At 58.9% G+C, this 17,584-nt stretch carries 23 protein-coding genes and 1 pseudogene; 6 read left to right on the top strand and 18 right to left on the bottom strand.

The window, feature by feature from the left end; all coding sequences use genetic code 11:
- The first annotated feature begins 109 nt into the window (after positions 1-109).
- Positions 110-1,072, top strand: coding sequence for a hypothetical protein (locus tag DXT74_RS20445; protein ID WP_194426893.1), 963 nt, complete (start codon positions 110-112; stop codon positions 1,070-1,072).
- Positions 1,073-1,179: 107 nt separating this feature from the next.
- Here the strand turns inward: DXT74_RS20445 and DXT74_RS20440 are convergent, their stop codons facing one another.
- The 10 genes and pseudogenes from DXT74_RS20440 to DXT74_RS20390 all read right to left on the bottom strand — a co-directional run bounded on the left by DXT74_RS20440 (position 1,180) and on the right by DXT74_RS20390 (position 5,940).
- A complete protein-coding gene (locus DXT74_RS20440) occupies positions 1,180-1,353 on the bottom strand; it encodes a hypothetical protein (RefSeq protein ID WP_194426892.1) in 174 nt (57 codons plus the stop codon).
- A gap of 191 nt (positions 1,354-1,544) precedes the next feature.
- Positions 1,545-1,679, bottom strand: a pseudogene (locus DXT74_RS20430) (conjugal transfer protein TraD); the annotation flags it as partial.
- A 23-nt stretch (positions 1,680-1,702) separates the two neighbouring features.
- Entirely contained in the window at positions 1,703-1,957 is a 255-nt protein-coding gene (locus DXT74_RS20425) for a hypothetical protein (RefSeq protein ID WP_194426891.1), read from the bottom strand.
- Between the two features lie 18 nt (positions 1,958-1,975).
- Entirely contained in the window at positions 1,976-3,532 is a 1,557-nt protein-coding gene (gene trbL / locus DXT74_RS20420) for a P-type conjugative transfer protein TrbL (protein ID WP_194426890.1), read from the bottom strand.
- 4 nt (positions 3,533-3,536) lie between these two features.
- On the bottom strand, positions 3,537-3,743 hold the full coding sequence (locus DXT74_RS20415) for a hypothetical protein (RefSeq protein ID WP_194426889.1): 207 nt from the start codon (positions 3,741-3,743) through the stop codon (positions 3,537-3,539).
- A 13-nt stretch (positions 3,744-3,756) separates the two neighbouring features.
- On the bottom strand, positions 3,757-4,536 hold the full coding sequence (gene trbJ, locus DXT74_RS20410) for a P-type conjugative transfer protein TrbJ (RefSeq protein WP_194426888.1): 780 nt from the start codon (positions 4,534-4,536) through the stop codon (positions 3,757-3,759).
- A 36-nt stretch (positions 4,537-4,572) separates the two neighbouring features.
- Positions 4,573-4,944 carry a conjugal transfer transcriptional regulator TraJ gene (gene traJ, locus DXT74_RS20405; RefSeq protein ID WP_194426887.1) on the bottom strand — a complete coding sequence of 124 codons (372 nt, stop codon included), beginning with the start codon at positions 4,942-4,944 and terminating at the stop codon, positions 4,573-4,575.
- Positions 4,945-5,247: 303 nt separating this feature from the next.
- Entirely contained in the window at positions 5,248-5,517 is a 270-nt protein-coding gene (locus DXT74_RS23260) for a TraK family protein (RefSeq protein WP_194426886.1), read from the bottom strand.
- Positions 5,510-5,746, bottom strand: coding sequence for a hypothetical protein (locus DXT74_RS20395; protein WP_194426885.1), 237 nt, complete (start codon positions 5,744-5,746; stop codon positions 5,510-5,512). Before DXT74_RS20395 ends, DXT74_RS23260 begins: the two co-directional genes overlap by 8 nt.
- Positions 5,743-5,940 (bottom strand): hypothetical protein, encoded by a 198-nt coding sequence (locus DXT74_RS20390; protein ID WP_194426884.1) that lies wholly within the window; start codon positions 5,938-5,940, stop codon positions 5,743-5,745. The genes DXT74_RS20395 and DXT74_RS20390 overlap by 4 nt, the downstream gene beginning before the upstream one ends.
- A 177-nt stretch (positions 5,941-6,117) precedes the next feature.
- On the opposite strand from DXT74_RS20390, the gene DXT74_RS20385 reads away from it, so the two are divergent.
- The gene (locus DXT74_RS20385) at positions 6,118-6,897 is read left to right on the top strand and encodes a hypothetical protein (protein WP_194426883.1); all 780 of its coding nucleotides are present in this window, start codon (positions 6,118-6,120) and stop codon (positions 6,895-6,897) included.
- Between the two features lie 438 nt (positions 6,898-7,335).
- Here DXT74_RS20385 and repC read toward each other — a convergent pair whose 3' ends face one another.
- Genes repC through DXT74_RS20370 form a run of 3 tightly spaced genes read right to left on the bottom strand, consistent with a single transcriptional unit; the run spans position 7,336 to position 9,310 of the window.
- Entirely contained in the window at positions 7,336-8,205 is an 870-nt protein-coding gene (repC, locus tag DXT74_RS20380) for a replication protein C, IncQ-type (RefSeq protein WP_370551731.1), read from the bottom strand.
- Positions 8,195-9,073: a helicase RepA family protein gene (locus DXT74_RS20375; protein WP_194426881.1), complete on the bottom strand. Its 879-nt coding sequence runs from the start codon at positions 9,071-9,073 to the stop codon at positions 8,195-8,197. Before DXT74_RS20375 ends, repC begins: the two co-directional genes overlap by 11 nt.
- A 15-nt stretch (positions 9,074-9,088) precedes the next feature.
- Positions 9,089-9,310: a DNA-binding protein gene (locus tag DXT74_RS20370; RefSeq protein ID WP_194426880.1), complete on the bottom strand. Its 222-nt coding sequence runs from the start codon at positions 9,308-9,310 to the stop codon at positions 9,089-9,091.
- Between the two features lie 90 nt (positions 9,311-9,400).
- On the opposite strand from DXT74_RS20370, the gene DXT74_RS20360 reads away from it, so the two are divergent.
- Positions 9,401-10,375 carry a hypothetical protein gene (locus tag DXT74_RS20360; protein WP_196783794.1) on the top strand — a complete coding sequence of 325 codons (975 nt, stop codon included), beginning with the start codon at positions 9,401-9,403 and terminating at the stop codon, positions 10,373-10,375.
- 141 nt (positions 10,376-10,516) lie between these two features.
- The gene (locus tag DXT74_RS20355; protein ID WP_194426878.1) at positions 10,517-10,756 is read left to right on the top strand and encodes an AlpA family transcriptional regulator; all 240 of its coding nucleotides are present in this window, start codon (positions 10,517-10,519) and stop codon (positions 10,754-10,756) included.
- Here DXT74_RS20355 and DXT74_RS20350 read toward each other — a convergent pair.
- The 4 genes from DXT74_RS20350 to smpB form a co-directional block, all read right to left on the bottom strand.
- Entirely contained in the window at positions 10,731-11,939 is a 1,209-nt protein-coding gene (locus DXT74_RS20350) for a site-specific integrase (protein ID WP_194426877.1), read from the bottom strand. The two genes, DXT74_RS20355 and DXT74_RS20350, sit on opposite strands and share 26 nt — an antisense overlap.
- A 306-nt stretch (positions 11,940-12,245) precedes the next feature.
- Positions 12,246-13,829, bottom strand: a complete 1,584-nt coding sequence (gene guaA, locus DXT74_RS20345) for a glutamine-hydrolyzing GMP synthase (protein WP_114153825.1) — start codon at positions 13,827-13,829, stop codon at positions 12,246-12,248.
- A gap of 86 nt (positions 13,830-13,915) precedes the next feature.
- Entirely contained in the window at positions 13,916-14,269 is a 354-nt protein-coding gene (locus DXT74_RS20340) for a hypothetical protein (RefSeq protein WP_019103541.1), read from the bottom strand.
- Entirely contained in the window at positions 14,269-14,724 is a 456-nt protein-coding gene (gene smpB / locus DXT74_RS20335) for an SsrA-binding protein SmpB (protein ID WP_019103542.1), read from the bottom strand. Before smpB ends, DXT74_RS20340 begins: the two co-directional genes overlap by 1 nt.
- Before the next feature lie 205 nt (positions 14,725-14,929).
- Between smpB and DXT74_RS20330 the strand changes: the two genes are divergently transcribed.
- Both DXT74_RS20330 and DXT74_RS20325 read left to right on the top strand, forming a co-directional pair.
- Positions 14,930-15,367 carry a type II toxin-antitoxin system RatA family toxin gene (locus DXT74_RS20330; RefSeq protein ID WP_019103543.1) on the top strand — a complete coding sequence of 146 codons (438 nt, stop codon included), beginning with the start codon at positions 14,930-14,932 and terminating at the stop codon, positions 15,365-15,367.
- Complete coding sequence (locus tag DXT74_RS20325) at positions 15,360-15,668, top strand: RnfH family protein (protein ID WP_194426876.1); 309 nt, start codon at positions 15,360-15,362, stop codon at positions 15,666-15,668. Before DXT74_RS20330 ends, DXT74_RS20325 begins: the two co-directional genes overlap by 8 nt.
- Positions 15,669-15,697: 29 nt before the next feature.
- On the opposite strand, the gene DXT74_RS20320 is transcribed toward DXT74_RS20325, so the two are convergent.
- A complete protein-coding gene (locus tag DXT74_RS20320; RefSeq protein WP_194426875.1) occupies positions 15,698-17,506 on the bottom strand; it encodes a GGDEF domain-containing protein in 1,809 nt (602 codons plus the stop codon).
- Positions 17,507-17,584: the final 78 nt, after the last annotated feature.

Raw genomic sequence — 17,584 nt, 5'->3', positions numbered from 1 at the left:
TTTATGCCCGTTCAACACCACAGCGCCAGCCACACAGGTCACATAACACCCATCTTGTCATACAGGCTCAATATGATATCATTTTGAACACATAAGACAAGGAGCCATCATGTTCAGCAAAATCGCGATTCGAAACATACCCAACCAGATCTTTCGGGCACTGGAAACACTGGCGGACCTCCACGACCGCTCAACCGAGGCCGAAGCTCGGCAGGCCCTGCGAGCATGGGTTGACCCGTTGTTAGTTCAAGACAGTCGGAACACCCGCCGCAAAGAAGTAGCGGAGCGACTCAACCGAATGCTGACGCAAGTCAATTCCGGCCGGCGAGGCACAAAGCTCACTCCGTCACACATCGCCGAAGCCATCAAGGAGGAGCGCGCGGAGGATGTCGAGGACTGGTTTCTTGGGGAAAAGGAGCCGAGTTTTTCCCAACTGTCGGCCATCGCGAGTTTTCTGGGTGTCGATTCAGACTGGCTCAAACATGGCGACAAAGCGCTCTATCCCCCCGAATACGAGCGCTTGTCCGAGAACCCTTTCGAAGCCGTAGACTGGCTTCTGCGTTGGGACATGGCCAACAGTCAGTCGGATGGAACGCTCAAGACCTTGCACCTGATCCGAGCCGAAAATACCGCCGGCGGTCTGTACATCGTGAAGGAATCCGACAAGGGGCACTTTCGGACCTTCCACACACCGATTCACGTATCAGAGGAGATCGGTGCTGGCGGCGAAGCATCCCTGGCCGCGCTCTTCGTGACGCTCGAACTTCTGTACAAGCGCTATACCACGATGGGTAGCGGCATCATGGTTCTAGGATACCAATTGCGGCCCGACGACATCACGCAATTGACCAATGGGAACACTCACCCTGGGTCTCTGCTCAAGGAGGGATCGCGGTCTATGTGGTGGGAGGACATATGGGATCACGAGATGGCACCGAAGCATAACTACTGGCCGGGTTGGAAATCGCTGTACGAGCGCATAGAGCGAGTGATCTCCGCCCGGACACATCTGAACGAGCTGCGCACGCAGATTCGTCAAGGCGCAACAACGATGGCTCGTAGCGACAATTAACCCTTGCCGGGTGCAAGACCATCATGGGCGGCCATGGAGGTAAGAATAAGAAGATTATTCTTCTTATTCTTACCAAAGCAACGTGCCCATCGTGCAGCTCGGGCGGCTCATCGCTTAGCCTCATCAAGCCAGGCCAGAGTCTCGGCATCGCAGGCGGCAACGCGAGTCAGGAACTCGCGCAGCAACCAGGCCATGCTGACGCGGTGGGTAGCAAAGATGGCTTTCGCTTCGGTCTTCACTGCTGCTGGAACGGCGGCGCTGATGATAGTGCCTTGCCTCATCCCCCCTCCTTGTCAACGTCGAAGCTTGGCAGCTTGTCCACCTCGATTTCACCGGTACAACCAGTGGCAGCGGCTTCGTTCATTTCATTGATCGTTGCGATCTTCTTTGTGTCTTGCCTCTTGGCATGCTCAGATGCCAAGCGTTCGCGCACCTCGTCCGGGGTGACAGCACGCGATGGATCGGCCTTCAGTTCATCGCAGGCTCTTGCAATCGCCTCGGCAACGGTTTCACCGTCGCGCAGGCCGTACAGCTCGCGTGCGTTGGTCGTGGTGATGAATGGAGGAATTTCCGCACTTGGGCCTTCATCATCCAGGAATGCGGGCTCCTCCTCACGTTCGCTCGGTGCGCTCATTGCGCGGCCCCCGCAATCAATTGCGCCGCCTGCATCTTGATCGAGGCGATGTCATGCTGCCGGGGCTGCGGCCCACCTGTCACCTGGCAGTTCAGCATGATGCAGGTATTGGTCATCGCATCAAGAAGATCAACGACCTCGCGCCGAGGCCGGCGCACTTTGCCTTGTGTCTGTGCCTCAGCCACAACCAGCATGTCTCGCAAGACTTCGGCGTACTGCTTGACTCGTTCACTCGTGATAACGGTATTCATGGGACATTCCTCCTGGCGTCAATCAAAAACGGACCTGGTGCTTGAATCGCTGCTGTCGGCGCTGGGCGTCACGCTCGCTTGGTGTCCCTGCTCTTCGGTGCCGCCCTGCGGCGACTTGTTGACGAAGGCCGAGACCTCATCGCTCGCGCCGCTTAGGCTGTCGCCTCCGAATGCCGGCTGGTTGTCCCTGGCTTTGATCGCCGCCGCGATCTTGCCGCCCGTGGTCTCTCCGATGCGATCCATCGCGCCATCCTTGATCGAGCCGGCCTTGGCCTTGGCAACGTCCCAGGAGCCTTGCGCCAGGTTCGCGGCCGTGCCTGCGGCAACCCTGCCGACCTTGGCCGCGACCGCCGCCGCGCGTGAGCCACCCGACTTCACTTCACCAGGTGCCCCGCCTGACGAGCTGCCGCCCATCGCCTGAGACGTGCCGCCGCCGGAATCGCCCATCGCCGAAGCCAGGGCGCTACCGCCACCGCTCTCGCCGCCAGAACCGCCACCGGCACCGCCGGCCGCGCCCATCAGGTCGCCCATGCCTGGGCTGCCGCCGCCGCTATCCGAAGCGTTCGCCTTGGAGAAGGCCGCCATGATCGCCTGCGCGCCACCAGCAATGCTCTGCGCACCGCCCATCATGGCAGCGCCAGCCATGCCTGCGGCCGTTGTCGCCATGCCGGCCGCGCCCATCGCTGCGCCGGCAATCGCACCCGCTCCGAAGTTGCCGATGCCGGCATGTCCGACCCCTGCGCCAGTGATGACCCCGGACAGCAGGCCCGGAACCTTGTTGACCAGCATCAGCAGGGCAAAGCAGAAAACCAGCATCACGCCCAGCTCCTGGAAGTTGAGCGTCCCGGTGTTCATCTGCGAATAGAAGCCGGTTAATAGGTCGTTGCCGATGCCAACCAGCAGCACCATTGCGAAGAGCTGCACGGCCACGCCAAGAACGGTCTTGTAGTAGTTGATCGCCATGTCTGACGTCCACCGCGATCCGCCGAAGCCGAGGAAGAATATTCCCGCGTACATCAGTATCCAGGCCGAGACCAAAATCAGCAGCATGTTCACGGCCACGGCCGCGAGCAGCAGCATGATGGCGGCGCTCATGAGCGTGCCGACGAAGCTATCGACGGGACTCCAAATGGAAAGGTTCGTGATTGCCTGCTTCCAGATCAAGAAGCCGATATCCACGATGCCGGACGGCGTAACCGATGAGGTGCCGGAGGCTTGCTCGCCAAGCTGCTGTAGGGACTGAATGATCGACGACGCGAACGTAGGCCCGTTCCGCAGCAGCCACAGGAAGAAGCCAAAGAACAGGATGAAGCGCACGAACTCGGCGAAGAACTCGCCAATGTCGGCCTTGCGCAAGACCATCATGCCGCCAGTCCACACCAGGGAAATCGTGCCCAGCGTCCAGAACAGCCAGTTGGCCGCATTCATCACCACGGTTTGCCAGCTCGCGGCCTTCGTGGCGAACTGGTTCACCACCTGGTCAAGCATCCCCTGGTTCGTGAGTTGGGCTGCCGCGCCGGTCGAATAGAGCACAAGGGCAGCGCCGACGAGGATTATTGTTTTGCTTTGCAGCATGGTGTCACCTCTTCGGATTGGTCAGGTCGAGCCAGTTCTTAGGCTTCTCGGTAGGCGCGATGCGATCTTCCGTCGAAGCCTTGTGCGCGCACTGCTGCCGCTCGCCCTGGTCGCGCGGGGCCTTGCAGTCAAGCTCACGCTGACCGCACCCGGAAGCCAGAAGCGCCGCGATAACGGCAACCGCCACAAGCATGAGTTTCTTGAAGTGCATGGGTCGTCTCCTGTTAGTGGATCAAGTTGAGCCAGTTTGTGGCGTTGCCGGTCTTGCCGATACGATCCTGGGCGGATGTGGTGTGTGCGGCCGTTTGCTGGGCATCTTTGTCCGCATCGGCCTGCATCTTGGATGCCACGGCATTTTGTTGAACCATCAACAGGCCACGGATTTGCAGCAGTTGGTTTGCCTGTTGGCTGGCAAGCTGATTGGCATATCCGATGGCTTGCATTTGACCGCTGGCCCCTTGCGCTGACGATTGCAGCCTCGCCAGCGTGGAGGCATCGTTTTGCAGGTTCGTTTGCTGCAACTTCAGCCCCTGAAAGATGGCGTCGTTGGCCTTCTTCTGCGACTGTGATGCAAGCTGCTGATTGCTGGCCAGCGCGGCCATATCGGCGGCGCTACAGCTTTGCCCCGTGAAGCACGGCGATGCCTTGTAGTAGTTCAAGTCCTGGAACTTGCCAAGGTAGGCATCAATGCTGCCGAGCTGGTTCTGGTAGTAGCTCAGCGTATTGGTGGCAGTCAGCAACCCGTTGATGGTCGCTCGCGCCTGATCCCAAATGTACGACACCGGTGCGGCCGTGTTTTGCAGCATGTTTTGATACTGCTGCAACTGGGTTTCGTACTGCTGAATCTGCTGTAAAACGGCGGACACGCTTTGCAGCGCGGTAACGATGTTTTGCGAGAGGTTCGCGCCGTCGATAACTGGGATACCGGCATGAGCCGGCATTGAGGCACCACCCGCTAGTGAAAATACAAGTGCGAGAGTTGCGGCTACTTTGGTCTTTCTCATATCAAAAACTCCTCTTGGTTTTAGCGGCTAAAAATTTCATCGCTTGGTTTTTGGCATCACCACCGCAAGCATGGCTTCATGCATCTTGTCCTGCGTATCCTCAATTTTGGAAAGCAGTGCGCGAATGGTGGATTCGCCAAATCGTGTGGTACGCGGATCGTCTGTCAGCCAGAGTTTCAGCAAGCCACCAAGACGGCCAAGATCGCCGTTGATCCGCGCCAGATCTTCGACGCCCTTGTGATCCAGAATTCCTCGCACCTGGTAGCCCATACCAACATTCAGCAAATAGGTGGACATGGTTAAACCAGTTGCCTTGGCGTTCGCCTCAATCTGATTTCGCTCGTCTGGAAGGCAATACACCTTGATCGGCGGACTGCATTTCCTTGTGGTTTTACCTATTTTTTCCATCGCTCCCCCCTTCCCCTGACGGCGGCAGCCGTCTGCCTCGCAGAGCAGGATGCCCGTTGAGCACGTAGTGCGAATAAGGGGCAGTGAAATAGGACGACCCGCTTGCGGGTGGGCCTACTTCACATATCCTGCCCTGTAAATCACCGTTGTTTGTAAGTGGGCCTACCGCATAAAAATCGAACAAACATCGTTGTTGCCGCGTTCTTTTTTCGACTGAACAAAAGAAGAACGGAAAAGCGCGGTTCAGAACAGCGCCGCATGGGGTTTTGTTCAATGCCTGATCCACCGCTGAACAAAGCTTCATCATTTGCTTGTCCACCTTTCCGACCGGCCTGGTCGTGGTGGCAGCAGAACGCGTGCATAGCGACGAAACGTCTGGTATGTGTACTGTATACGCCCCTCTGCATGGAGCGTTTCCCAAATGGACAGCAGTGAATAGCCATCCTCAACGGCTTTCGAAACGTCGCCGCGAACCAATATGAATGCCGCGCGATTTCTGTCGTTTCGACCCGCGCTGTTTTTCAGCGTGTTGTCGGCGATCCTCTCCGAGAGGCTTTTCGTTGGATTAAACATCGTAGCCGTGCGACTGGAAAACTTGAGCCATATTCGATCCCTCCCAACTTCCAGGCCGGCCCACAACCATGCCGGCATCCTCCGCCAACATGGCAAGCAGCGCGGAAACAGTCAGAATCCCGTGACTTGTAAACCCGTCCCGCCGATTGTGTTCATCGGTGCAACGGGCGGCCAACGCATGCAGATTCGTGGCCGTTTCGTCAGACACCTGAATGACGATTCGCTTCATTGCTCTTTATCTCCGATGGCAAGGTCGCCGTCCAACAGCGCGGCAACATCCTTGGTTTGAAAGTACATCCGCCGCCCGATATAGACCTTGCGGTCATTCATCTCGCGCGCCCATGCTTCTTTTGGCTTGAGCAGCGCCATTCGCAGCCCCTCCGGTTTGCGGCTCAATGTCGCCGCGACTTGTTCGAGCGTCATGACCACTCCGTATTGCTCTTTCAGAATTTCGAATGTCGAATTCACACACTTGGCCTAATGCTGATTGACTGATGTTCATGTATGAATTCTTGGGCAGACAGGGGTAAGATGGCAGTGCGAAAAACATCGTGTTTTCTTACTAGGACTATTTGCCCTATGGCCCGACCGACACGCACCATGACTGAGCAGTTGCGCGGCCGCATGCGCTCGGCGGCGCTCATGCACGAGCTGGCCCGTCGAGTCGGAGCCGAGAATCCGCATCAGTTCGCCGGGTGGTTCGACAAACACACCGGCATGGATACGCAGGCGTCAGGAAAATGGCGCTTGAATTTCAGCGGAGAGCGGCCGCTGTCGCCCCAACAACTTCAACTGCTGTCGCGCTGTGATGGCGACGTAGCGCGTCTGCACAGCGCTGGGCCTGCCGATCTTTGGCAAGCGCTGTGGGGTGATGTTCGCGAGCTATGGCCGCTGTGCCGTACTCGCTTCAGCAACCACGGCCCGATGCTCGATGACCGCATATGGTCGGCGATTGCGGACGAATTTAACGATGAAAAATCTTTTGGTTCTGCACTTCGGGAATTCGAGGGTGAATTGCTGCTTGCCGACGCCTACGGTGAACCACTCACGTTACGTCATTTGACGGAAGCCATCGCCTTTTACAGATTGCACCAACACATCAACACCGTTGCGCCATCCGACGTAGATGGTGTCGGCGCGTATCGCTGCATGCATATGTGCCTGGAAGACTCGGCGGTGCGAGGCGAATTGACAACCCTTGGCATCGGCGACCTCTTGGCGAACCATGTGGCCGACATGGAACTTGGCCGGTTGAAGCATGAACGGTCTTACCGTTCGGCTGTTGCAGTCGATGACTTGCTCGGGTACGTTCGGAACCCGCAGGCCTTCATGTCCGAGGATGCCCGGTGGGATGCCCTTCACTTGACTTGGGCCGACTGAACACCGGGATGGCGAGGTCAGCGCGAAAATTTTAGCGGCTAAAATTTTCGCGCCGTGCGATCCCGCTGCCGCCCCTCAAGTGTCAAGATCGTGCGATGAAGAGCTTTTTCGATACCGCATGGACCGTCGCACCTATCACGCCACGGCGAGGTTTGACGCCAAGAAGGAGGGGAAAAGGCCGCAGACGCGCATCGGACGAATTTTCATTGACACTTGAGGGGCGCACTTTTTAGCCGCTAAAAGTAGCCGACCGCTCTTCCCTCCTGGCGTACAACATAGAGGCCGAAGGCCGACCATCCGCAAGGCTTGGCGTCGCCCTCATGGCGACGGCAAATGCCGCGCTTAGTGGATGATCTTGGAAGATCATGGATGGAATTTGCGAATGGACCGTAAGCCCGCGCCGATGCTGCGTTTTTCAGTTTGCAGCAGGGAATGTTGCTACGGCCAAGGGGGAACGTTGCTACGGAGATTGGGGAACGTTACTACGGGCTTCGGCCTGCCGATTTCCCACTTCCCTTCTGCATACTCGCTTACCTTCCAGCCCACGGCCGCAAGCTCCGCCAGAGCCTTGCGGGCCTTCTGGCGCCGCTTCTTCATAGCCTCAGCGTTTGCCTCATCCGGCCAGACGTAACCGGAAAGAGTATCCAGTTCCACGCGGCCAGCTTTTCCTGGGTCGATCCAGCCGCATAGCCGCTGGTGAATCAGGCGGGCCGGGTCAGTCTGTAGCGCTCGCACCTCGGCCATCTCGATGCGGGTATACGGACGCCTCCCAAGAATCGCCTCTGCAATCTGAGGATTCAGCGCGACGAACAGCCGTCCATCCTCCTCATCGAAGGCATAGCTCATCAAATGAAAAGACCTTTGCCTGCCCCCTTTGGTGACTACCACCGTCACGTTTGCCATGCGCAGCAAGCACGCCTTGATCGACCTGATGTTGTCGCCGCCATCGGTCAAGCCGATTTCGCCTAATAGGCTGGTAATGCTCTCCCTAACGACAAGCGCATCCTGCCCAACCGCGTCGAACTTCGGCTCAAGGAATAGACGGAGCTGTCTCGGCAAATACGCTGTGGGCTCTGGCGTCAGGATGATGCCCTTCGGCCCACCAAGAGCCACAAGACCTTGCAGCAGCCGCATGTCATCAGCACCAAGCGGCTCGAAGCCGACGAACCTCGCTTGTTCATTCTCGCTGTAGGGATACGTCACGTCGAGCTTGAGCTTCTTCCGATCTCCGCGCTTTAGACTTCGGAACAAGCCTGGGACCAAGCAGTGCATTGGATCGTGCCTGGCATGGGTGAGGTCAAAAGCCATCGCTTCGCCTCCGGCCATCGCGTCCCTTCTCCTCATTCCTGCCGGCCTCATGCAGTTCCACTGGCAGCAGTACGCCGCCGGCGTGCCGCATGTACCAGCGATCAAGCGGCGTGGCGTCATAGTTCTGCTTGCTGACGCCGAAACGCACGAAGTAGCCGCGCCGTTCACTGCCGATGGGCTGTCGATCATGAGCGCGTTCGCTGAGGCGCTGTGCCTCATCTTCGGTCATGCGGGCGACGTATCCACACCATCTGGCGTTGTCGATCAACGCCGACGCTCCGCGCGCGGCCTGCTGCTGATCGGTCTGCCCTTCGCGGGCGCTTCCCTTGCTGACGTGGTGCAGGTAGAGCACGGATGCGCCCGTGGCAACCGCGACGTGCTCCAGCACAGCCACGAGGTGTGCCATGTTGCCGTTGCTGTTCTCATCGAGAGTATGAATGCGACTCAGGGTGTCCAGCACGATCAGCCGCGCCCCCGCGCTGTAGTCAATGACGCGGCGCAAGTGGGCGTCGTCCATGATATCCAGGCGCTTGCCCATGATCGGCTCAAGTGCCAGGTTCTCTGCGATGGCTTGGCGAGCCGCATGCCCAAGGTGTTGGCCGATGGCGTGAATGCGTCGTACAAGCGCGGGCGGTGGGTCTTCCCCGGCAAGATAGACCACGCGCCCGGTGCGCACGGGGGCAAGCCCCACGAGATCACCACCTGCAACGCTGCATGCGATGCTCATGGCCGCTTCCAAGCACCAGAAGCTCTTACCCGTGGCTCCTGGAGCGACGAGCGCGCCAACGGTCCCAGCAAGGAAACCTGGCCATATAAAGTCCAGCACCGGCGGCTCGCCCTCGAACGCGGCCAGTACATCAATCGCCATGACTATGGTCCCCACTCAAGACAGGGACTCGCCGCCCAACACCTCGGCGACCTGAGATGTCCGGAAATAGACGCGTCGGCCGATCTTCAAGCGAGCTTTATTGATTCGCTGCGCCCACTCGTTTGTTGTACGCAGGCTGATTCGCAACCCGTCAGGTGATCGATCAAGGATGGCGGCGAGCTGGGCGAGGCTCAGGAGCGGGCCGAATCGATGCAGCAGCGTGTCTTCTATCGTCATTGCGTAATCTTCCGTAATCAACCGAATGACAACGAAGGTAAGGCATCATTGTGGTTGCCTACATCCTATTAATTGTTCAAAATGGTTGACATGAAAAACGAGCAAACCATTGCCATCTGGAAAGGCTGCGACCCCACAGTCTCGGAAGTCATCGGAAGGTTCGAGGATCGGTGGCGGCCGTATTCCGCTTCCTCGCGGCGCTACCCCATCGTTCGGCTGATCCAAGAGTTGATCGATCCGGCGGTGGCCTCGTACACGGGAACGCTGCCATCGCGTTACTTGGGTCACCTCCCCGGAGCGGGGACGGGGGTAGCACTCAGCGAAATCATTCGGCTGGTTGGTCTTGATGCGATGGTGCGCATGCAGCGCCAGTTGCTACGGGCGTTCGTCCTCACCGAAGACAAGCAGTCCGCAAGGGATCGGCGCTTTGTCGCCACTCTCGAATCGTTGATCGAGTTGACGTGGGCCTGCGCCTGCAAACGACCCGTGAAGTCAAAGGTGCGCGACACTCGCCTGAATGGCGAACGCCCGCAAGGGTTTTGCAGGTTTTGCGGGTCGCTCGCCGAGCTCACCTCATTCGCAGGCGGAAACGACACCCCCAAGGCGGATGACCCGGAAGAAAAACTTCGACTGAGCAGCCTGTACTGCGTGGATCACAGGCCCAAATTGCCGAGTGGCGCATGGAACCCCACCTATAGGCAGGCGAGACGATCATTAGCGCAGTTCGACCTTGAATTGACCAGACTTAGCCAGCAATGCGCGAAGCCGGCTGCGCCCCAAGCGGTGTCAGGCGATCAACTCGTTGACAGCTATTTCTTCCACTACATCGCTGGCCAGACCTTGCAGCCGGCCGACAAGGTAGAGCTGCGCAATCGAGCGCGGCTGATGGTGGACTCGAAACTTTCTGACCGCAAAAAGCAAATGTTGATGCTCCAATGGTCTGGACTCAATCAGTCAGAGATTGCGCGAAAGTTAGGGATCGAGCGCCAAGCAGTTTCCAAGGCCCTGGCGTCGATCCCTCCGATGTTCCACATAAAGCGGAAGAAGAAGCGTACCGGTCGCTGATGCGCCATTACCAAGCCGTCACACATAGCCTGAGCGGCCCTAGCATGATGTCAACTTAAATGGACAATTAATAGGACGAATCAATCTGCACTGTCAGGCACCATCAGGCAATCACTCGCACGTGACTGAAAGAGGCCAGGCATGCAAGCACCGACGAACAAGATTCTCATCAATCGCAAGAAGCTGCTGGCGATGATCCCGCTTTCTGAGCGCACGATTTTCAATTTGGAACAGCGAGGGGAATTCCCGCGCCGCATCGCACTTACCAGCAGAAACGTCGCCTGGGACTTGGCCGAGGTAGAGGAATGGATTGAGGTGCGCAGGTCGTCAGGAACCCAGGCGATGCGCCCCGGAATCAATTCGTTGGCCGTGGCCGTTTGAGCGCCCATTCGTCAACCATGTCCGCCCAGTCCTGCAGCATGCCCGTGCGCTGCTCGCGGTACTCAGCCTTGTTGTAGACGGCCCTGACACCTCGTTGCTCATGCGCAAGGCACTTCTCGATCCAATCGGTGTTGTATCCGGCCTCGTGCAGCAACGTGCTGCCCGTCCGTCGCAGGTCGTGCGGCCCGAACTTCGCAAGGGACTTTCCCTCCTTCTGCGCAAGCCTGTACGTCAGCGTCAGCACCTGGTTGAGCGTTGCGCTGCTCATTGGCGTATCTGAGTCATACCGCGACGGAAGCACATAGTCCGATCCGCCGGCAAAGGTCTTCAAGGCAATGAAGATGTCCAGCGCCTGCCTGGACAGGAACACCAGGTGCGGGTTACGCCGCTTCATGCGCTCCTTGGGGATGGTCCACAGCGCCTCGCTGAAATTGATCTCGCTCCACGTCGCGTTCGTCAGCTCGCTCTTTCGCACCAACGTCAGTAGCAGCAGTTTGGCCGCCGCACGGATTGATGGCGTGGTGCCGATCCGCTCGATGTACTGGTACATCAAGGCGATCTCGTCCGGCGTCAGCGCCCGGTCGCGCGGCTCGAACTTGGCAATGGTCGTAGGGCGCACCATTTCCGCAGGGTTTTCGACCTTCTGTCCGCGCTCGATGGCCCACCGGTAGACCTGCAACACCACTTCGCGGGAATGCACCGCCGTCGCCGGTGCGCCGCGCTCGACGATGGCATCGGTCAGCGCCCGCAAATCCTCGTGGGTAATCTCGACCAGCTTCTGGTTGCCAAATTTCGACTTCAGCTCGCGCTCATAGACAGCCCTTCGCATGTCGCGGGTGGAGTCGGCCATCTGGTAGCCACGCAGCCACTTCTCCGCCCACGCGCCGAATGTCTCTGCGTCCTTGACGCGGGCCTTGTCTCGCGCCTTTTCCTTCGCCGGGGACTTCCCGCCAGCGATCAGCTTCTTTGCCTCGCCCAACTGCTCGCGGGCTTCCGACAGGGTGATACCGCCGACGCCATAGCGCCCGAAGGTGATGGTCTCCTGCCGACCGTTGATCGAGTAGTTGTAGCGGAAGGAGATCGCCCCAGCGGGGGTAACGGCCACATAGAGGCCGTCGCGGTCATTCACCTTGTAGAGCTTGTCCTGCGGCTTGAGATTGCGCAGCTTGGTATCGGTCAGCATGGTTTCGGTCCTGTTCGGGTTCGAATACCATGATTAGAAGAACCGCTCAAATCAACAATAAATCATTTAAAATCAATGACTTACTATGTTTTAATACCATGCTGCTTTCAACGAAGCGGCATGGTATCGAGCGCCACGCATGGCATCACAGGCACATAGTACCATTCACAATGCCATGAAAAAAGTGTGCTTGGCGTTGCCAAACGGTGCCAGCCAATGCCAGACTAAAACGCAAAAACTTCAATGTTTACGCTGACTTACGTACACTTTGATGCCAGCGAATGCCAACCACTGCCAGACGCGGGATCATTCCCACTCGATGGTGGCCGGCGGCTTGCCGGACACGTCGTAAACCACGCGGTTGATGCCCTTCACCTCATTGATGATGCGGTTGGACGCGCGGCCCAGCAGGCTGTAAGGCAGTTCCGCCCAGTGGGCGGTCATGAAGTCGCTGGTGACCACGGCGCGCAGCGCGACGACATAATCGTAAGTGCGGCCGTCGCCCATTACGCCAACGGATTTCACCGGCAGGAACACGGCGAAGGCCTGGCTGGTCAGCTCGTACCAGTTCTTGCCGGTTTTCTCGTCCACGGTATTGCGCAGTTCTTCGATGAAGATGGCATCGGCCTGGCGCAGCAGGTCGGCGTATTCTTTCTTCACTTCGCCAAGGATGCGCACGCCAAGGCCCGGGCCCGGGAAGGGGTGACGGTAGACCATGTCGTGCGGCAGGCCGAGCGCGACGCCCAACTGGCGAACTTCGTCCTTGAACAGCTCGCGCAGCGGCTCCAGCAGCTTGAGGTTCATGTCTTCCGGCAGGCCGCCCACATTGTGGTGGCTCTTGATGGTGTGGGCTTTCTTGGTCTTGGCGCCGGCGGATTCGATCACATCCGGGTAGATAGTGCCTTGAGCCAGCCATTTGGCGTTGGTCAGCTTGCCGGATTCGCGGTCGAACACCTCAATGAATTCCGCGCCGATGATCTTGCGCTTCTTCTCCGGATCGCTTTCGCCGGCGAGCTTGCTCATGAAGTCGGCTTCCGCCTGCACATGCACTACTTTCACGCCCAGGTTCTGCGCGAACATTTCCATCACCATCTTGCCTTCATTCAGGCGTAGCAGACCGTGATCCACGAAAACGCAGGTCAGCTGATTGCCGATGGCGCGGTGGATCAGCGCGGCGGCCACGGAGGAGTCCACGCCGCCGGACAGGCCGAGGATGACTTCTTCGTCGCCCACTTGTTCGCGGATTTTCTTCACCGCTTCGTCGATGTAGTTGGGCATGGTCCAACTGGGTTTGCAGCCTGCTACGTGCAGCACAAAGCGGTGGATCATCTCGGTGCCGCGTTTGGTATGTGTCACTTCCGGATGGAACTGTACGCCGTAGAAGCCGCGGGCTTCGTCCGCCATCGCCGCATACGGGCAGGACGGGGTTTCGGCGATCACCTGGAAGCCGGCCGGCAGCGCGGTTACCTTGTCGCCGTGGCTCATCCATACGTCGAGGAAGCCGTTGCCGGCGTCGTCGATCTGATCCTGCAGGCCTTCCAGCAGCTTGGAGTGGTGGCGCGCCTTGATCTGGGCGTAGCCGAACTCGCGTTTGTCGCCGCTTTCCACCTTGCCGCCCAGGGTCTGGGCCATGAACTGCATGCCGTAGCAGATGCCCAGCACGGGAACGCCGAGTTCGAATAGCGCCGGATCGGCCTGGTAGTCGGATTCGTACACCGAGTTCGGGCCGCCGGAGAGGATGATGGCTTTGGGCGCGAATGCGCGGATTTCTTCAAGCGGCATGTCAAACGAATGAAGCTCACAGTAAACGTGAGCTTCGCGTACGCGGCGGGCAATCAGCTGGGTGACCTGAGAGCCGAAATCGAGAATGAGGACTTTGTCCATGCCTATCCTTCAGGAAATGTTGTGGGCCGTGCGGCCATGATGATTGAGATTGTGTCGCAGGAGGTTGAGCGCGCGGCGGCGCGGGCCTGCTTTCATTGTTCGCCGTCCCTCGACGGCAGCCGGAATCTGCGGCTGCGTTCCGGTATATGCTCGCTGCGGGCCAGCAGCATCAGCAGGCCGGCGACGATCATGCCGAAGGACAGCAGATGGCTGGGGCGCAGGCCCAGGTTGTCGTAGAGATAGATCGCGCCGCCGGCGTAGACCAGCAGCGGGCTGGTGACCAGGGTGGATTTGTTGAAGCCGTCCACGATGAACAACAAGACTCCGGCGGCGGCCAGAAGCAAGGCGAGCAGGGTGGATGTGTTGGGCAGCAGCGAGGTGCTTTTCAGAAACCAGACCGATCCCAGGCAAATCAGCACGATGGGCAAGGCCGCGCTGCGGTTCATCAGGCGGCTCCACGCTGGTTTTTCATGAAGCGCTGCTTCTCGCGCTGCCATTCACGGTCTTTTTCAGTGTCGCGCTTGTCGTGGAGCTTCTTGCCTTTGGCCAGCCCCACTTCCGCCTTGATGTTGCCGCGGGTGTAGTGCAGGTCCAGCGCCATCATGGTGTAGCCGGCGCGTTCCACCTTGCCGATGAAGCGGTTGATCTGTTCTTGGGACAGCAACAGTTTGCGCGGACGAACCGGGTCGGCTTTGACGTGGGTGGACGCGGATTGCAGCGGCGTGATGTGGCAGCCGATCAGCCAGAACGCGCCGTTTTTCCAATCCACGTAGCTTTCCTTCAGTTGGACGCGGCCGGCGCGGATGGCCTTGACCTCCCAACCTTCCAGCACGAGCCCGGCTTCGAGCTTTTCCTCGATGAAGTAGTCGTGGAAGGCCTTGCGGTTCTGGATGATGCTCATGTCGCCTACGGGATGTTTTTTGAATGAATCCTCTATTGTATCAGAAGCAGCCGGCTTGCCAAAGCCATGAAAACACAGCGCTTTGACGCGAAGCCAGGATGAGGCCGGGTAGGGCGCGCCGGATTTTGTTAAACTTGCGGTTTTTACCGATGCTGACAATTTCCCAGCCAGGGATGGGGCAGCGGAGACGATAAGCGAGCGATGGATGCAGGTGGTTGAAAAAAGCGTGTTGGTGGCGCATACGCCGGCGCAGATGTTTGCGCTGGTGGATGATATCGAGCATTACAGCCGGTTCCTGCCCTGGTGCGGCAAGGCCGAGGTGTTGTCGCGCGAGGGTGATCAGGTGGTGGCCAGCTTGCACATCGATTATCTGAAAGTGAAGCAGCATTTCACCACTCGCAACACCAATCAAGCGGGCGAGGCCATTCTGATGGAGTTAGTGGATGGTCCGTTCGAGCATTTGGAGGGGCGCTGGCGTTTCCTGCCTTTGGGCGAGATCGGCTGCAAGGTGGAGTTCCGGCTCAGCTATCAGTTTTCCAGCAAGATACTGGAAATGATCATCGGCCCTGTGTTCGGACATATTTCCGGCACGCTGGTGGACGCCTTCATCAAGGAAGCGGACAAGGTGTACGGCGATGACTGAAGTTTTGCAGGTGGAAGTGGCGTTGGCGCTGCCCGAGCATCAGGAGCTGGTGGTTTTGCGGGTGGCGCCGGGCACAACGGCGCGCCAGGCGGTGGAACTGTCCGGCCTGCTGGCGCGCATCCCTGAATGGGCGCCGGAGAGCTTGAAGCTGGGCGTATTCGGCAAGGCGGTCAAGGACGACGCGCCGCTGCGCGAGCATGACAGGGTGGAGATTTACCGACCCTTGATCGCGGACCCCAAGACGGTGCGGCGTCAACGCGCCGAGGCTGGAAAACAGATGAAAAAAGGCGGCGGGAACTAGCCGCCGCCGAGAGGATATCCAAGCGCTGTTTATAGCTGGGGCGACATCAGTGAGGGTGGCTGTTCCTCCGCCGAGTGCACGCGGTTCTTGCCGTTGAGTTTGGCTTGATACATTGCCTGGTCGGCGCGCTCCAGCACGTCGGCTTCTTGTTCGCCCAAATGCCATTTGGCGACGCCGGCGCTGAAGGTGATCAGCAGGCGGTCGTTGTTGGCCAAGAAAAATGTTTTGGTTAGTTCGCGCTGCAGCCGCTGCACGGTGGCGACGGCTTCTTCTTCTGGCGTGTCCGGCATCAGGATCACGAATTCCTCACCGCCGAAGCGGGCGACGATGTCGGCTGGACGCAGGCTGTGCTTGATCGTGTCCACCAGATATTTCAAGGCATCGTCGCCGGCTAGGTGGCCGTATTTGTCGTTCAATTGCTTGAAGTTGTCCACGTCGAGCAGGGCGACCGACAGTGGCGCGCCGGTGCGCTCCGCGCGGCTGATTTCGCGCTGGAAATGCTCTGCCAGGCCGCGGCGGTTGAAAGCGCCGGTCAACTGATCTTCGCGCACCTTGGCGCTGGCGGCTTCCAGCGCGGTTTCCAGTTCGGCGATTCTTTGTTCGGCGGCTTCCACTTGCTCCTTGGCGGACAGCAGCTCATCGCGGGAGCGAGTCAGGTCCAGTTGCATCAGCGAGGTATCTTCCATCAAGGAGCCGATGATGCTGCCCAGTTCCTCGACGTTCTGCGACTGTTTGATGCGAGTGCTGTGGTCCTTGATCTTGTTCTGGAAGTCGTCGGTACTATCCGTCATCATCGCCAGCCGCGAGATGAAGCGGTCCAGCAAGGAGCGTAGCGAGCTTGCCGCCTCGTCCAGCGAGGTTTTCAGTTGGCCTTGCTTGCGGATTACGTCCTTGAGGCTGGACTCCATCTGGTAGACCTGCTGCATGGACAGCGGCTCATGGCTAAGGATGTCTTGCAGCGAATGAACCTGCCCCACCAGGTAGGTGTCCGTGTGGTTGAGCTCGGCGATGTTCTCCAGCAGCAGGCGCAGCAGGTTGGTCATCGCGGACACCAAGCGGTCGTCTTGCTGCGATTGCAGCTCCAGCTTGATCATGAAGGCCCGCAGCTTGGGCATGTAGGCGTTAAGCGTGGCGTCGTCGGCCACCTGATTCAGTTCGCCCAGCAGCGCCTCCAGCGCATCCACCAATTCCGGGTAGTTGATCAGGCGCGGCTCCAGGCCGTGCTTAAGGGCGAAGCTCAGCATGCGCTGCCAGGCCAGCCAGCTGTTGCTGGGCGCGTCGGCCCCGTCTTCATCGAGGCCGGCTGCCGGAGCGGGGGTGTCGGAGCTTGCCGCGCCGTTGCCGTTGGACGGGGGCATGGACTGGGTCCAGTTCTGAATCAGCGTGGCCAGTTTCTGGTTCAGTTCGTCCGGCTGGTTGCCGTAATTGATCAGCACCCGTTCCAGCGTGGACTGCTTGTGGTGCTGCGGCATATTGGGCAGCCGCAGGTCCCAGTTTCGGATCAGATTTTGGATCAGCATGCCCCAGCTGTGTTGTTGCTGGCTGGCGCTGAGAGAGGCGCGCAGAAAGTCGATGATCAGTTGCGGGGCTTGTTCCCAGCGATTTTCGTCGCAGACTTGCTTGAGGCGGGTAAGAGTGACTTTGGCCTGCACGCTTTCCTGGGGCAGGGTTTCCAGTGCGCGCAGCAGCAACACGGCAAGCTTGTTGTCGCGGTCGACCGGCGTTTGCGTCAACTCGTGATAGACCCGCTCAAAGTTTTCCGGCGTCGGCAACAGCTTGCGCACCGTCAGCTGTTTGAGCGTTTCTCGTGCGACTTCGATGGGGTTTTGTGTTGTCATTGCCCAAACCTTGGACTTTTTTAGACCGGACGTCATTCTTGTTGTCTGTTCAGCTCTACAGTGCGGTCCGGGCGGATA

The organism is Chromobacterium sp. Rain0013 (genome assembly GCF_015291765.1).
In the GTDB taxonomy this organism is placed as follows: domain Bacteria; phylum Pseudomonadota; class Gammaproteobacteria; order Burkholderiales; family Chromobacteriaceae; genus Chromobacterium; species Chromobacterium haemolyticum.
Note: the sequence above shows the minus strand (reverse complement) of the source record. Positions and strands in the feature narration are given on the sequence as shown.